This window comes from Stenotrophomonas rhizophila (assembly GCF_000661955.1).
Taxonomy (GTDB): Bacteria; Pseudomonadota; Gammaproteobacteria; order Xanthomonadales; family Xanthomonadaceae; genus Stenotrophomonas; species Stenotrophomonas rhizophila.
This window is the reverse complement of the sequence record NZ_CP007597.1, coordinates 1,421,252-1,436,812: the sequence shown is the minus strand read 5'-3', so window position 1 is coordinate 1,436,812 and position 15,561 is coordinate 1,421,252. Positions and strand designations below refer to the sequence as shown.

General features: G+C 65.3%; 11 protein-coding genes. 7 read left to right on the top strand and 4 right to left on the bottom strand.

Annotated features, from left to right (window positions below):
• Positions 1–9 precede the first annotated feature (9 nt).
• Complete coding sequence (greB, locus tag DX03_RS06010; protein ID WP_038687182.1) at positions 10–516, top strand: transcription elongation factor GreB; 507 nt, start codon at positions 10–12, stop codon at positions 514–516.
• A gap of 326 nt (positions 517–842) precedes the next feature.
• Here greB and DX03_RS06005 read toward each other — a convergent pair whose 3' ends face one another.
• Together DX03_RS06005 and rimO are read right to left on the bottom strand one after the other, a co-directional pair.
• Positions 843–1,673, bottom strand: coding sequence for a DUF3025 domain-containing protein (locus DX03_RS06005; RefSeq protein ID WP_038687180.1), 831 nt, complete (start codon positions 1,671–1,673; stop codon positions 843–845).
• A complete protein-coding gene (rimO, locus tag DX03_RS06000; protein ID WP_038687178.1) occupies positions 1,670–3,034 on the bottom strand; it encodes a 30S ribosomal protein S12 methylthiotransferase RimO in 1,365 nt (454 codons plus the stop codon). The genes DX03_RS06005 and rimO overlap by 4 nt, the downstream gene beginning before the upstream one ends.
• A gap of 204 nt (positions 3,035–3,238) precedes the next feature.
• On the opposite strand from rimO, the gene DX03_RS05995 reads away from it, so the two are divergent.
• Genes DX03_RS05995 through DX03_RS21105 form a run of 3 tightly spaced genes read left to right on the top strand, consistent with a single transcriptional unit; the run spans position 3,239 to position 4,512 of the window.
• Entirely contained in the window at positions 3,239–3,910 is a 672-nt protein-coding gene (locus DX03_RS05995; RefSeq protein WP_038687176.1) for a dienelactone hydrolase family protein, read from the top strand.
• A complete protein-coding gene (locus tag DX03_RS05990; RefSeq protein ID WP_038687173.1) occupies positions 3,907–4,329 on the top strand; it encodes an HIT domain-containing protein in 423 nt (140 codons plus the stop codon). The genes DX03_RS05995 and DX03_RS05990 overlap by 4 nt, the downstream gene beginning before the upstream one ends.
• Before the next feature lie 15 nt (positions 4,330–4,344).
• Complete coding sequence (locus DX03_RS21105) at positions 4,345–4,512, top strand: LiaI-LiaF-like domain-containing protein (RefSeq protein WP_019182647.1); 168 nt, start codon at positions 4,345–4,347, stop codon at positions 4,510–4,512.
• Positions 4,513–4,803: 291 nt separating this feature from the next.
• Here DX03_RS21105 and dcd read toward each other — a convergent pair whose 3' ends face one another.
• The gene (gene dcd / locus DX03_RS05980; RefSeq protein ID WP_038687170.1) at positions 4,804–5,376 is read right to left on the bottom strand and encodes a dCTP deaminase; all 573 of its coding nucleotides are present in this window, start codon (positions 5,374–5,376) and stop codon (positions 4,804–4,806) included.
• 171 nt (positions 5,377–5,547) lie between these two features.
• A complete protein-coding gene (gene apbC, locus DX03_RS05975; protein WP_038687168.1) occupies positions 5,548–6,405 on the bottom strand; it encodes an iron-sulfur cluster carrier protein ApbC in 858 nt (285 codons plus the stop codon).
• A gap of 405 nt (positions 6,406–6,810) precedes the next feature.
• Here apbC and DX03_RS05970 point away from each other — a divergent pair, with 405 nt between their 5' ends.
• From DX03_RS05970 to DX03_RS05960, 3 genes are all read left to right on the top strand, one after another.
• Positions 6,811–9,615: a TonB-dependent receptor domain-containing protein gene (locus DX03_RS05970; RefSeq protein ID WP_038687166.1), complete on the top strand. Its 2,805-nt coding sequence runs from the start codon at positions 6,811–6,813 to the stop codon at positions 9,613–9,615.
• A gap of 836 nt (positions 9,616–10,451) precedes the next feature.
• Entirely contained in the window at positions 10,452–13,352 is a 2,901-nt protein-coding gene (locus DX03_RS05965) for a TonB-dependent receptor domain-containing protein (RefSeq protein ID WP_051598756.1), read from the top strand.
• 112 nt (positions 13,353–13,464) lie between these two features.
• Positions 13,465–15,465: an alpha/beta hydrolase family protein gene (locus DX03_RS05960; protein ID WP_244880187.1), complete on the top strand. Its 2,001-nt coding sequence runs from the start codon at positions 13,465–13,467 to the stop codon at positions 15,463–15,465.
• Positions 15,466–15,561: the final 96 nt, after the last annotated feature.

Here is a 15,561-nt window from a genome sequence, read left to right as displayed (position 1 = left end):
GCGATACCGATGTCGCGTTGGCGTCCCCCGGCGGAAAAGAGTACGGCCCTGATCACCGCACAGGGCCATCAGCGGTTGAAGACTGAACTGGACGACCTGTGGCGGGTGCGCCGGCCGGAGGTGGTCAAGGCGCTGGCCGCGGCGGCTGCCGAGGGGGATCGCTCGGAGAATGCCGAGTACACCTACCGCAAGAAGCAGCTGGGCGAGATCGACCGGCGCGTGCGCTACCTGACCAAGCGGCTGGAATCGCTGCGCGTGGTCGACACCACCCCGACCGATCCGCAGGCGGTGTTCTTCGGCGCCTGGGTGGAGCTGGAGAACGTGGACAGCGGCGATACCAGCCGCTACCGCATCGTGGGCCCGGACGAGACCGACGCCGCCACCGGCTGGATCAGCATCGATTCGCCGCTGGCGCGGGCGTTGTTGAAGAAGCGCGTGGACGACGAGTTTGAAGTGGAGCTGCCCAGCGGCCGCCACGGCTTTGCGATCCTGGCGGTGGAGTACGGCGCGGGCTGAGGCCTTTTGCGCCGTTCAACGCACGGCGTTACCGGGTGGTGCGCTGTTATCGGCAGTTGTTTGGGAACCAACCCTACCGTGTGGGGCGTCCTGGTGCGCAGGCGGAACGGGGATGCCCATCGGCGATGGCCGCAGCGCCATCCCGGCGTTGAGGGCTACCTGCTGTTGGTAGGGTCGCATCCCGATCGACTGCCATGGGATTCGCCGCGTTCGGTATTGGCATGAGCATCGGCGACAAAGGCCTTTGCGTCGCTCAACGCGCGGCGTTACCGGGTGTGGCGCCGCTACCGGCGGTTGTTTGGGAACCAACCCTACCGTGCGCGGCCTTACGCGTCCTGCGGCGCGGGATAGCCCCTGCCGTCGCGCAGCGGCCGGAAATAATCGGCCTGCCGGTAAAACGCCGCATCCTGCCGCGGATGCCAGCCGGGAATGCCCGCCAGCGGCAACGGCCGCAGCTCCAGCGGATCGTTGAGCACGCGTCCGCTCTGGATCCTCCGCGCGACCTGTGCCACGGCGCGCGCATCCTCGTCGGCGCACACCACCACGCACTTGCCCACCAGCAGACGCCCCGGCAACAAGGCCTGCTCCATCAACGCGTGGCCGATCACCGCCGCCACGGCGATCTCGCCGTTGCGCCACTGCCCTGCCCCATCCACGAACACCGCCGCCCAGTCATGCCGGTCCCAGGCCTGCACCATCGCCGGATCGCGCACCCGCACGATCACGCCGGTTTCGTCGAACTGGGTCAGCGCCGCCTGCGCACGGTTGCGCTGCTGCGGACCATGACAGCCGATGTGCAGGCATTGGCGTGCGTTGAGCGCATGTTTGATGGCCGGATGGCATGCCCACACCAGCGCATTGAACAGGTCGTGCCAGTTCGCCGTGCGGGTGGCAATGCGGCCCTGCGCAATGCGTTGCTCGTAGTGCAGGCCATCGGCCAGCAGCGCGTCGTCCTGCTCGACCAGGTGCCGGCCCGGCAATGCCAGGCGGGCATCGAGCGCCGCGACGGTCGGCCAGTCGGCCGCCGTCAGCAGATCGGCGTAGCGGGAGAACCCGGCAAACAGCGGCTGGGCGAAGACGTCCGCCGCCACGGCGCCACGCGGCGGTGCGATGAAACGGCGGCGCGTGCCACCGGCATCGACCGCTGCCGCGGTCACAGCACCTGCAGGTCGAACGGCTTGCGGGCCGCCGCGTCGATCAACGCGTCGCCGTACAGGTCGTGGTCGTCGCTCTCGGTGATCTCCACGTCGACGAACTGGCCCACGCGCAGGCGGGCTTCCTCGGCATTCTGGATGTGCACCAGACCATCGATTTCCGGCGCATCGGCCTTGGACCGGGCCACCGCGATGCCGTCTTCGATCGCGTCGACCAGGCACTGCTGCACGGTGCCGATCTTGGCCTCCAGGCGCGCGGCGGAGATCTCTGCCTGGCGTTCCATGAAGCGCGCCAGGCGCTCCTGCTTCACTTCCTCGGGCACCGCATCGGGCAGGTCGTTGGCCGTGGCACCGGTCACCGGTGAGTAGGCGAATGCGCCCACGCGGTCCAGCTGCGCCTCGTCCAGGAAGCCCAGCAGTTCCTCGAACTCGGCGTCGGTCTCGCCGGGGAAGCCGACGATGAAGGTCGAGCGCACGGTGATGTCCGGGCACAGCTGGCGCCAGCGCTGCACGCGCTCGAGGGTCTTGTCGACCGCACCCGGGCGCTTCATCAGCTTCAGGATGCGCGGGCTGGCGTGCTGGAACGGAATGTCCAGGTACGGCAGGATCCGGTTTTCGGCCATCAGCGGCACGATCTCGTCCACGTGCGGGTACGGATACACGTAGTGCATGCGGGTCCAGGCATCCAGTTCGGACAAGCCTTCGCACAGCGCCTTGAGCCGGGTCTGGTAGGCCTTGTCGCGCCACATGCGCTCGGCGTACTTCACATCCACGCCATAGGCCGAAGTGTCCTGGGACACCACCAGCAGTTCCTTCACCCCACCGCGCACCAGCCGCTCGGCCTCGCGCAGCACCTCATCGACCGGGCGCGAGACCAGCTTGCCGCGCATCGACGGAATGATGCAGAAGCTGCACTTGTGGTTGCAGCCTTCGGAGATCTTCAGGTACGCGTAATGGCGCGGGGTCAGCTTGATGCCGTAGTCGGGCACCAGGTCCACGAACGGATCGTGCTTGGGCGGCAGCGCGGCGTGCACGGCCTCCATGACGCTGATGTAGTCCTGCGGGCCGGACACCGCCAGCACGTTCGGGTACGCCTCGCGGATCTGCTCGGGGCGCTTGCCCAGGCAGCCGGTGACGATGACCTTGCCGTTGGCGTTCATCGCCTCGCCGATCGCATCCAGCGACTCGGTCACGGCCGAATCGATGAAGCCGCAGGTGTTGACCACCACGACGTCGGCCGCATCGTAGGAGGGCACGATGTCGTAGCCCTCCGAGCGCAGCTGGGTGAGGATGCGTTCGGAATCGACGAGCGCCTTCGGGCAGCCAAGGCTGACGAAGCCGACTTTGGGGTTCAGCTGGGACATGGAATCGCGGGACTCTGGGGGCCTGGGCCCATGCCGGAATGGCGTGGGGACCTGGGGCCGGAAACGGCGGCAAGTATACCGGCGTTGGGCCCCGGGCCCTGAATCGCATCGGGGCGATCCCGCCAGACCCGGCACGGCCGCTGACACCGCCCTAACCGGCGCGCGGCCGATAATGAACGCCTGAACCAACAGGAGTCACGCATCATGGGTGAGTGGGTCACGCTCGATACGCACCACGGTCCGGTCCGGGCCTGGCAGGCCACGCCGGCGGGCAAGCCCCGGGGCGGGCTGGTGGTCATCCAGGAGATCTTCGGGGTCAACGCGCACGTGCGCGAGGTGGCCGAAGGCTTTGCCGCGCAGGGCTACGCGGTGCTGGCGCCGTCGTTCTTCGACCTCATCGACGGGGTGGACGCCGACCCCGACGCCCTGCCCTACGACCCGGACGGGGTGAAGCAGGGGCTGGAACGGGTGAACGCTCTGGGCGTGGAGAAGGCATTGGAAATCGTCCGCGCCGCGGCTTCGCGGCTGGCCCCGGCCGGCAAGGTGGGTACGGTGGGCTACTGCTGGGGCGGCAGCATCGCGCTGTTGTCGGCGCTGCGGCTGGGCCTGCCGTCGGTCAGCTACTACGGGGCGCGCAACGTGCAGTTCCTGGACGAACCACCCAAGGCGCCGGTGATGTTCCACTTCGGCGCCCAGGACAAAAGCATCCCGCCCGAGGCGATCGCCGCCCACCGCGAGAAGCTGCCGCAGATGGCCACCTTCGTGTACCCGGCCGACCACGCCTTCAACCGCAGCGTCGGACATGCGTATGATCCAGACAGCGCCACCCTGGCGCTGGAACGCACCCTGGACTTCTTTGCGGAGCATCTTGGATGAGCGAGTTCGAACTGGATCCACGCCTGGCCACCGATAGCGTACTGGTAGCAGAAGGGCCGTTGTCGCAAGTGCGATTGATGAACGACGAGCGTTACCCCTGGTTGATCCTGGTGCCCCGGCTGGCCGGCATCACCGAGTGGATCGACCTGGACGGCGATCAGCAGGACAAACTGCGCACCGAGTTGAACCGTGCCTGCAAGGCGCTCAAGGGCACCGACGGGGTGGAGAAGATCAACATCGGCGCACTGGGCAACATCGTGCGCCAGTTGCATTTCCACGTGATCGGCCGCCACGTTGGCGATCCGGCGTGGCCGGGCCCCGTGTGGGGCCAGGGCCAGGCACACCGTTTCGATCCGGCGGTGCTGGCCGAACGTGTCGCGCACTGGAAGGAACGGCTAGGATATTCGCCCCAGCCCTAGCGGACCCTGCCCCTGATGCGTTCCAACCTTGTCGCTGCCATCGTCCTGATCCTCGTCGGCCTGTTCCTGCTGGCCAGCAATCTGGGCTGGACCAACATGAACATGGGGAAGCTGATCCTCACCTGGTGGCCGGTGGTACTGGTGGCGGTGGGCATCGGACTGCTGTTCGGCCGCGGCAAGTAGTGCCGGCCGCTGGCCGGCAACCGCAGAAACAAAGGTAGTGCCGGCCGCTGGCCGGCAAACCGGTGAAACGAAAAAGCGCGGAGCGATCCGCGCTTTTTCGTTCGGGGCGGTCGCCGTTACGGATCGCGCAACCGCAGCCGACCAACGGTCGGCTCTACCCTTCGGGGAACCAGGCGCCCAGCAGTATCCGCGTCAGGGGACCCGGTGCACCGCAGTCCGCGCGTCGGGTTTACACGATGCGCGCCAGCACGCCGGGGAAGACCAGATGCGCGGCAGACACCCGCGTGGTGATCAGGTGCGCGGTAGGGTCACGCCGGTCTGGCCCTGGTACTTGCCACCGCGGTCCTTGTACGACGTCTCGCAGATATCGTCCTTGTCGGCCTGGAAGAACAGCATCTGGGCCACGCCTTCGTTGGCATAGATGCGCGCCGGCAGCGGCGTGGTGTTGCTGAATTCCAGGGTCACATGGCCTTCCCACTCCGGTTCCAGCGGGGTCACGTTGACGATGATGCCGCAGCGCGCGTACGTGCTCTTGCCCAGGCACACCACCAGGGTGTCACGCGGGATGCGGAAGTACTCCACGGTGCGCGCCAGCGCGAAGCTGTTGGGCGGGATGATGCACTCGTCGCCCACGATGTCCACGAAGCTGCCCGGGTCGAAGTGCTTGGGATCGACGATGGTGGAGTTGATGTTGGTGAACACCTTGAACTCGCGCGAGCAGCGCACGTCGTAGCCGTAGCTGGAGGTGCCGTAGCTGACGATGCGCTGGCCGTTGGCCTGCTTGACCTGGCCAGCTTCGAACGGCTCGATCATCGCCTGCTGTTCGGCCATCTGACGGATCCAGCGGTCACTCTTGATGCTCATGGGGGGTCCTGGGTGCGGAAAGGAACAACGGCACCGCCAACGGGCGCCCGGGCCACGATTCTAAACAGCCACCCGGGTTGCGGCCAGCTGCGATGCAGGGGGCGCAGGCAACAAGGCCCGGCAATGCCGGGCCTTGTGCGGTTCAGACGTGCCAGGCCCAGGGCCGGGCGGTCAGATCAGGGAGGACAGGATCGGGATGCTGGCGCGCGGGCGCTTGGCCACTTCCTCGATCAGGCGCTCGGCCGCGCGCAGGTAGGCCTGGGCGGCTGCCGAGTCCGGCAATGCGGCGGTGATCGGCGTGCCGGCATCGCCCTGCTCGCGGATGCCGATTTCCAGCGGCAGCGACCCCAGCAGCGGCACGCCGTACTGCGCGGCCATGCGCTCGCCGCCGCCATCGCCGAACAGGTGCTCGCGGTGGCCGCAGTTGCTGCAGGTGTGCACGGCCATGTTCTCCAGGATGCCCAGGACCGGCACTTCCACCTTCTCGAACATCTTCAATGCCTTCCTGGCGTCCAGCGTGGCGATGTCCTGCGGCGTGGTGACGATCACCGCGCCGGCCAGCGGAATCTTCTGGGTCAGGGTCAGCTGGATGTCGCCGGTGCCCGGCGGCAGGTCGATCAGCAGGTAGTCCAGGTCATCCCAAAGAGTGTCATTGAAGAACTGGGTCATCGCCGAGGTGGCCATCGGGCCGCGCCAGATCATCGGCGTCTCGTCTTCGATCAGGTAGCCGATCGACATGGTCTCCACGCCGAAGGCGCGCATCGGTTCGATCGACTTGTTGTCCGGGCTTTCCGGGCGGCCGCTGAGGCCGAGCATGGCCGGCACGCTCGGACCGTAGATGTCGGCATCCAGCAGGCCCACGCGCGCGCCCAGTTTGGCCAGCGCCACGGCCAGGTTCACCGCCGTGGTGGACTTGCCCACGCCGCCCTTGCCCGATCCCACGGCAATCACGTTGCGGATGCGCGGATGCGGGCTGAGCCCTTTCTGCACCTGGCTGGCGTGGGGACGACGCGACTGACTGCTGCTCACTGCATGGCTCCGGGAAGACCGCGATGGGAACCGGCAACTATACAACCCCGGCCGGGCCGCGCCCCGCTGTGATGGGCAGCAGTGCACGCCGCACCGTGTTTTCCCACCGGTTGCATCACGCAGCGCAGCTGCATCGGCTGCCGCTGATGGAAACTTGTCCAAGTATCTCGGTTGTTAACTTGTATGGATATTCATCATTTATTCATTGTTATTATGAAACGACACCAAGGTAATCCGTAACCGTATGTTTTTCATGAATAATTTTCGGAATAAACGAATAATGTTTCCAAGACATTTATTTCAAGTTAAGCCTGTGTTACGGTCGAAAAACGCTGAAACCCAGCTGAACGATCCGGGTATTGCCAGGAAAGGGAATACCGCGCCATTACCAGTACGGAGATCCACATGTTCCGCAAAGGCCTCAAGTACCCGCGTCACCCGCTTACCGCCGCCGTCCTGTCCGGCCTGCTGCTCGCCAGCGCAAGCGCGTTCGCCCAGGATGCGGCGACGACCGAACTGAGCCGCGTCACCGTCACCGGCTCGCTGATCCCGCAGACCGAGATCGAAAACCACACCCCGGTGCTGACCGTCACCGCCGAGGACATCCAGACCCGCGGCTTCTCCAGCGTGGCCGAAGTGCTGCAGCAGAACTCGCTCACCACCGGCGGCCTGCAGGGTGGCCAGAGCTCGGCATCGTTCACCCAGGGTGCCGAGGCGTCGGGCATGTTCGGGCTCAACCCGGGCTACACCAAGTACCTGATCAATGGGCGGCCGATGCTGTCCTACCCTGCCCTCTACAACGGCAGCGACACCTTCAACAACCTCAGCGGCATTCCGATCGACATCGTCGAGCGCATCGAGATTCTGCCCGGCGGGCAGTCCTCGCTGTATGGCTCGGACGCGATCGCCGGCGTGGTCAACATCATCCTCAAGGACCGCATGGACGGCGGCGTGCTCAACGTGCGCGGCGGCGCCTATACCGAGGGCGGTGGCAACAGCTTCCGGCTCAGCGGTGCGCATGGCTTCAATGCGTTCGACGACCGCTTCCACGCGCTGGTCAACGTGCAGTATGAGAAGAGCAGCCCGATCTGGGGCTACCAGCGCGACCTGACCAAGGTGAACAATCCGGTCGGTTATTCGGCGCAGGTCCCCACCAACGACTTCCTGGTGTACCTGCCCGACCAGCAGAACGCCTATGTGATGATGGATCCCACCCGGTGCGCAGGCGTTGCGGGGCAATTCGGTGGCACCACCGTGCTCGGCACGCGCGCGACCGGCGAATCCTGCGGCTCGGCTTACAGCCCCGGCTACAAGACACTCAAGAACGGCAAGGAAAGCAGCCAGTTCTACACCTCGATGAGCTTCGATGTGAACGACAATTTCCAGTTGTTCGGCGATGCGCTCTACAGCCTGGAAGAAGTCGATTACACCTCCGGCTCGGGCTATGCGTTCTGGGGCAGCGATGTGGGCTTTGGCCAGTTCTATGACCAGTCCAGCCAGCAGTACATGAACCTGCAGCGCGCCTTCGCACCGGAAGACATCAGCGGCGCCGGCTACCGCGACATCCTCAGCACCGACCGCAACAAGTCCTACCAGGTCACCCTGGGCGGCCGCGGCAGCGCCGGCAACTGGGATTACAGCGCCAGCTTCAGCCGTGGCGAATATCGCCTGACCGAGCGCAGCTTCGCGCGCTGGGCCGACGAGATCGACGGCTACTTCGAAGACCATGTGCTCGGCCCGGTGCTGGGTACCACCGATGACGGCTACAACATCTACAACCCCAACTGGGGTGCGTTCTACTCGCGCCTCCCCGCGGGCGACTTCCAGACCTTCACCGGCTTCACCTACAACGAAAGCAAGACCTGGCAGAACCTGGGCCGCGTGCAGATCACCAACGGCTCGCTGTTCACCCTGCCCGGCGGCGATGCGGGCTTTGCGGTGGTCGCCGAGGGCGGCAGCGAAGGCTGGTCCTACCGTCCCGACCAGCGCCTGCTTGATGGCGAGGTGTGGGGCACCACGGCCGTGTCCGGCGCCGGTCACCGCAGCAACTACGCGCTGACCACCGAGCTGCGCATGCCCTTGCTGGAGTCGCTCACCGTGACCGGCTCCGGGCGCTACGACGCGTTCAAGATCGCCAACAACACCGTGGACAAGGCGACCTACAGCATCGGCGTGGAATTCCGCCCGATCGAGAGCCTGCTGTTCCGCGGCAAATACGGCACCGCGTTCCGAGCGCCCAGCCTGTCCGACGCCTTCCAGGGCCGCAGCGGTTACTACGCCAACGCCTCCACCGACTACTACCGGTGTGGCCAGCTCGGCTATGACCCGGCCGATACCCTCGGCTGCGCCTACGACAACGAATCGGTGTTCGGCGAGCAGTCGGGCAACCCCGACCTGCAGCCCATCACCGCCGATGTCTGGAACGCCGGCATCGTGTGGGCACCGATGAACAATCTGTCGGTGTCGGTGGACTACTACAACTGGAAGATCAAGAACGAGGTCAACACCCTGTCCTCTGACCAGCTGCTGCTGGCCGAGTACTACTGCCGCAACGGCCTGACCAACAACACCTCGGCCAGCTGCCAGAACGTCGACGACTGGATCACCCGCGACGCGGCCGGCAACCTGGAGCAGATCTACACGCCCAAGTTGAATGTCGCCGCGCAGAACCTGCAGGCGGTCACGGCCAGCTTCAAGTACGTGCAGGAAATCGGCCGTTTCGGTGCACTGCAGTTCGGCGCCAACTACACCAACATGATCAAGCGCGAACTGCAGCCGCAGCCGGGCGATGCATTCCTGGACCTGCTGCGCGACCCGTACGCGATGTGGAACTACGACCAGTACGCCAAGGTGCGCACTGACGGTTCGGTCGGCTGGGCGAAGGACAAGTGGACCACCACGCTGTACTTCAACTACATCGGCAAGACCCCCAACCGCATGGCCTACCTGGGCAACGGGTACGACTACGTGCATTCGTCCGGTTACAAGGCGGGCAAGTGGGGCTCCTACACCACCTACAACCTGAGCGTGAACTACCAGGCGCTGGAAGACCTGACCCTGTCGGTGATGGTCAACAACGTGTTCAACAAGATGCCCGACGGGCAGGCGCACAGCTACGCCGGCAACGTGGGCGCGCCGTACAACAGCAACATCTACAACCCCTACGGCCGCGCGGTGTATGTGCAGGCCAAGTACGACTTCGGCAGGTAAGCGACGGCGTCAGCGGTCAGAAGGGCCCCGCTTCGGCGGGGCTTTTTTTTGGTTCTTCGCCCTTATTTCGGGCAAGCAGCAACGTGCCGTGACGATTCCCAACTACAGCGGTCGGTGGGTCGGGCGCTGGGGCCCCAGCGCCCGACCCACCGAAAGCGCCAGAAGAGCCTGGCTTCCCCCCGGCGCACCGCAAGCCGAGCCGCGTAGCAGCCGGTAGGCTCCTGGGCAAAATAAAGGAGGAGGCCGCCTCGCGGCCGGGGGACATTTGCACCAGGGGCCTACCGGCTGCTACGGGGCCCTCACGCTCGCGACCGGCCCGGTCGGAGACGCCAGCCGATCCAATCGGCGCCTGCACACCCGGCCACCCGCGTAGCGTCGTGCTCACTCTGGGACGGCCCTTGCAACAAGACGCCCTCCTCAGATGGGAGAAGAACCGTTTTTTTGCTCTGACGAGGGCTTATTCCAATATGTCATCAGCCATGAAAATGAACGGTCAATGTACGTCCCGCCGTGTCGCCCGGACAGCGCGGGACAGGCCCGAAATCTTCACATGGTCGTTTCAACCGCAACTAATTTTCGTGTAATCAATAACTTGGGCGAATCGCCCGCCATCATTGGCTTCAGCGCACCTATGTGCCGATCCTGCCTTTATGACGCGGTGATGAACAGTTGACAGTGCAAGTTAAGCTCGTGTTAACTTCTGGTCATCGGCTTGTGAAGCTGATTACAGGGGGCAGCGGTTGGGGCCCGTCGGGAGCACAAGGGTGTCGGATCCGGCCAAGAAGGCCTACATACCGCCACCTGGCGCACAGAACTGATTTCAAGGGGAACTATTCATGGCAAATCGCAACCTGCTCAGCCGCAACCCGCTGAGCTTTGCGCTGGCATCGGCGCTGCTCGTTTCGGCCGTCGCACCGGCCTTCGCACAGGAAGCCGGCAACGAGGTCGGCGGCAAGAACGCCACCAACCTGGACCGTGTTTCGGTGGTGGGCTCGCGCATCAAGCGGTCCGAAGTTGAAGGCCCGGCGCCGGTCACCGTGATTACCCGCGGCGACATCGACCGTGAAGGCTTCCAGACCGTCGGCGACATGCTGCAGACGCTGACCCAGAACACCACCGCCTCGTTCACCGGCGATCTGGCCGTGTCCGGCTTCACCCCCAACGCCCAGGTGGTCAACCTGCGCAACCTGGGTCCCGGCTACACCCTGACCCTGGTCAACGGCCGCCGCCCCGCCCAGTACCCGCAGCCCTACAACCGCGACAACAACGTCGCCAACATCAACTCCATTCCCAGCAGCATCGTCGAGCGCGTTGAAGTGCTGACCGGTGGTGCTTCGGCCATTTACGGTTCCGACGCCGTCGCCGGCGTGGTCAACATCGTGTTGCGCGAGCACTTCGACGGCAACCTGGTGCGCCTGACCACCGGCACCACCGCTGAAGGCGGCGGTGACACGGTGAATCTGGAGCTGACCGGTGGCCGTACCGGCGACCGCTGGAGCGCGGTGTGGGCATTGCAGTACAGCGACCGCGAACCGGTCTTCGCCAGCCAGCGCAAGTGGCTCTCGGACGTCCGCGAAGGGCCGCTGGGCAGCACCGCCACCCCGGGCCTGTCGCTGATCGCGATCCGCGGCCTGGCCTCGGCCAACGGCCCGGTCAACCACAATGCGTACTATCCCGGCCAAGCCAATTGCGATGCACTGGGCTTCACCACCGTAACCACCAACGCCCGCGGTACCTACTGCGGCTCGTATGACAGCAGCGCTTCGCGCTCGATCTCCAACAAGCGCCAGTTCTACTCCGCCTACGGTTACGGCACCTTCGATTTCACCGACACCACCCAGGGCTGGGCCAGCGCGAACTACTACACCACCAACGGCAAGGCCAGCTCCGGCACGGAGTTCTGGGCCACCAACGGTGACAAGTTCAACATCCTGTCCAACGGCAGCACCAGCGCCTTCTACTACGATGCCGGCCTGCGCGACATCGTGCAGCTGCAGCGTGTGTTCACCGCCGATGAGCTGGGCGGCAACGAAGCGGCCAGCACCACCTACGACGAATACACCTACGACTTCGCCGCCGGCGTGCGTGGCACCATCGCCGATCGTTTCGACTGGGAAGCCAGCGGCGGTTACGGCTACTACAACTACAAGATGGACCGCCCGCGCCTGCTGGCAAAGTCGGTGCATGACTACTTCCTGGGCCCGCAGCTCGGCTGGAGCAACGCGACCGGCACCGGTACCGGTGTCTATCCGATCCATGCACTGAACCTGCAGCGCTGGGGTTCGCCGATCACCCCGGAGATCTACCAGTCGTTCGCCACCCGCGTGATCAACCGCTCTGAAACCAGCGTCGCCAACGCCAGCTTCAACATCAGCGGCGACCTGTTCGAACTGCCGGCCGGTGCCGTCGGCTTCGCCAGCGTGCTGGAGTGGAACCGTCAGAAGATGGACATGGTGAGCGATCCGCGCACCGACCAGCTGCGCCCGATCGATGGCCAGACCATCTACAACCTGACCAGCTCCGGCGAAACCCACGGCACCCGCGACCGTTACGCCGTCGGCGCCGAGTTCCGCGTGCCGATCTTCAGCAGCCTGAGCGCGAACGCGGCGGCCCGCTACGACAAGTACGACGATATCTCGTCGGTCGATGCGGCCAGCACCTACAACCTGGGCCTGGAATGGCGCCCGTTCAGCAACCTCATGCTGCGCGGCAGCTACGCCACCAGCTTCCGCGCGCCGGACATGCAGCTGATCTACGCCGGCGGTGCCGCGTCCTACACCACCGAGCTGGATGAGTACGCCTGCCGTTCCGGTACCGGTGCGGGTGCTGCCCAGGGTCCGCGTACGCGCACCCAGTGCAACGCGCCGACCAGCGATCCGACCAAGTACTCGGTGCAGACCCAGGTTGCCGGCAACCCGAACCTGACCGAAGAAAAGGGCAAGTCGTGGGGCGGTGGTTTCGTGTGGGACATCACCGACGGCATGTCGCTTACGGTCGATTACTACCGCATCCAGCTGGAAGACGCCGCCGCCCAGCTCAGCAACGACTACCTGCTGCGTGCCGAAGCGGCCTGCCGCCTGGGCAGCGCCAGCGACGGTCGTGCCGTGCCGAGCCCGTCGGTGTGCGCCAACGTTCAGAGCCTGATCACCCGTGTCAACCTGCCCGGCTCGCCGGATGACGGTCGCATCCAGCTCATCAACAACGCCTACATCAATACCGCTCTGCAGGACACCAGCGGCATCGATGCCAGCTACAAGTACGCGCTGGACACCGACCGTTGGGGCCGTTTCAACGTCGACCTCGGCTACTCGCTGACGCTGACCAACAAGTACAAGCAGACGGCCGACGACGAGCTGATCGACTACCGCGATCTGCCGCCGGAGTTCTTCTACTCCGAACGCAGCCGCGCCCGCGGCAGCCTGACCTGGACCAAGGGTGACTGGGCATCGACCGTCTTCGGTACCCGCTACGGTTCGGCCTTCAGCCAGGCCGAGGCGGACGGCGTCAATGCCGCAGGTGCCTTCTACCCGCGTCGCCTGGCTCCGTACTTCCTGTGGAACCTGAGCGTGGGCAAGAAGTTCGGTGAAAACGTGCTGGCAACCTTCCAGGTGGTCAACGTGTTCGACAACCAGTACCGCAAGGACAACAGCCGCACTGCCTACCCGTTCTTCGACCCGTACATCGGTGCCGATCCGCTGGGCCGCCGCTTCTACGTGAGCCTGCAGTACAAGTTCTGATCACCTCCGGGTGATGTAAGGATGCGTGGGAAAGCCCGGTCCTTGACCGGGCTTTCCTTTTTTGACTGCCGCTGCCGGCGACGCAGCGGCCCTGGACAGGAAACAGGCACACATGCAGATGAAGTCGATGCTGTACGCACCCCTGGCACTGGCGATGGCACTTGCCGCATCGCTGCCGGCGGCACAGGCGGCCTCCCCGGCCAACACGCCTTACTCGATTGAAGATTTCGCCAAGCACGCCAGCTTCAGTTCGGCCAAGATCTCGCCCAACGGTGACTACCTGGCCATCAGCGTCGACCTGGGCGACCAGGACGTGCTGACCATCCTGCGCACCAGCGATCTCAAGGTGCTGAAGGTCAACCAGCTGCCGGACAAGAAAAGCGTCGGCAGCTTCCATTGGATCTCGCCCCAACGGCTGATGTTCAATGCAGTGAAGAAGCAGGGTGGCTATGCCCAGCCCTTCCCCACCGGGGAATGGTTCGCGGTGAACGCCGACGGCAGCCTGGCCCGCCCGGTGATCTTCTACGGCACCCGCGATGCCACCCAGCGCGGCAAGAGCGTCGGCAACGAGTCCTACTCGCTGCTGGACACCCTGCGCGGCGATGACCAGAACGTGATCATGCAGGTGCGCTACCCGCGCTCGTCCGAAGGCGCGGGCACCCAGGTGGTCAGCCTGGACACCATCAGTGGCCGGCGCACCCCGCTGGCCCGCGCGCCCAAGGAAAACTGCGACATCGCGCTGGACGCCGCCAAGGAGCCGCGGTTCGCGGTGTGCAGCTCCAGCCGCGATGAAAGCGGTGAGTACGACGAGCGCAGCGAGCTGTATCGCCGCGACGGCACCAACTGGACGCTGATCAATGCCTCCAAGGCGGACGGCAAGCACCTGCGTGTGCTGCGCACCACCGCCGATGGCACCGTCTACGCCGAGCAGGACGACGGCAAGCTGCCGGCGGCACTGGGTACGCTGGATACGGCCAGTGGCCAGTTCAACAGCCTGTTCCAGGACCCGGTCACCGATGTCTCGCAGATGATGTGGAGCACCGATGACAAGCGCTTGCTGGGCGTGATCAACCAGTCCGGCGCGCCCAAGGTCACGCTGATCGACGAAGACCACGCCGATGCGAAGTTGTACCAGTCGCTGGCCGCGGCCTTCCCCGACCAGATGGTGCAGTTCTCCAGCTATACCGAGGACGGCCAGAAGATCCTGGTGTCGGTCTACAGCGATACCAATCCCGGCGAGCTCTACCTGTTTGATCGCGGTACCGGCCAGGCCCGTTTCCTGCTCCAGGGGCGCGACTGGCTGGACCCCAAGCACATGGCCAGCGTCACCTCGTTCACGCTCAAGGCCCGCGACGGCCGCCAGCTGTACGGCTACCTGACCGTGCCCAAGGGCGCAGAGGGCAAGCGGCTGCCGATGATCGTCAACCCGCATGGCGGCCCGATCGGTCCGCGCGACAACTGGGGCTTCAACCCGGAAGCGCAGTTGCTGGCCAGCCGCGGCTACGCGGTGCTGCAGGTCAACTTCCGCGGGTCCGGTGGCTATGGCAAGGCATTTGAAGAGGCCGGGCATCGGCAGTGGGCCGACGGCATCCAGAACGACATTCTGGATGCGACCCATTGGGCCATCGCCCAAGGCGTGGCCGACAAGGACCGCCTGTGCATCTACGGGGGCAGTTTCGGGGGCTATTCGGCGCTGATGGCACCGATCCGCGAACCGGGCCTGTTCAAGTGTGCGTTCGGCTATGTGGGCGTGTATGACGTGGACATGCTGTTCACCAAGGGCGACATCCCGCAGCGTGAGTCCGGCCAGCGCTACCTGCGCCGCACCCACGGCGTGGATCCGGCCGAACGCGCCAAGGCGTCGCCGGCCAAGCGTGCTGCCGAAGTCCGCATTCCCGTGTTCCTGGCCGCCGGCGCGCGCGATGCCCGTGCGGTGCCTGAGCAAACCGAACTGATGGCCAAGGCGTTGACCGAGGCCGGCAATGCGCCGGAAGAGGTGATCATCCAGTCCGGGGAAATGCATGGCTTCTACGGCGTCCCCGCACGCGTGAACCTGTACACGAAAATGCTGGCCTTCTTCGACCGCCATATCGGTACCGGCAGCAAGCGCTGACCGCAACAGGGGCGCGCGGCCGTCAGGTCGCGCGCCCTGTCTTTTGGCATAGTGACGTACGCCGCATGCGCCCGACCCGATCGCCGCCGGACCATG

Coding starts and splice junctions, on each gene's coding strand:
- greB (WP_038687182.1), top strand. CDS start 10: ATGTCGCGTTGGCGTCCCCCGGCGGAAAAGAGTACGGCCCTGATCACC.
- rimO (WP_038687178.1), bottom strand. CDS start 3,034: ATGTCCCAGCTGAACCCCAAAGTCGGCTTCGTCAGCCTTGGCTGCCCG.
- DX03_RS05995 (WP_038687176.1), top strand. CDS start 3,239: ATGGGTGAGTGGGTCACGCTCGATACGCACCACGGTCCGGTCCGGGCC.
- DX03_RS05990 (WP_038687173.1), top strand. CDS start 3,907: ATGAGCGAGTTCGAACTGGATCCACGCCTGGCCACCGATAGCGTACTG.
- DX03_RS21105 (WP_019182647.1), top strand. CDS start 4,345: ATGCGTTCCAACCTTGTCGCTGCCATCGTCCTGATCCTCGTCGGCCTG.
- dcd (WP_038687170.1), bottom strand. CDS start 5,376: ATGAGCATCAAGAGTGACCGCTGGATCCGTCAGATGGCCGAACAGCAG.
- DX03_RS05970 (WP_038687166.1), top strand. CDS start 6,811: ATGTTCCGCAAAGGCCTCAAGTACCCGCGTCACCCGCTTACCGCCGCC.
- DX03_RS05965 (WP_051598756.1), top strand. CDS start 10,452: ATGGCAAATCGCAACCTGCTCAGCCGCAACCCGCTGAGCTTTGCGCTG.
- DX03_RS05960 (WP_244880187.1), top strand. CDS start 13,465: ATGCAGATGAAGTCGATGCTGTACGCACCCCTGGCACTGGCGATGGCA.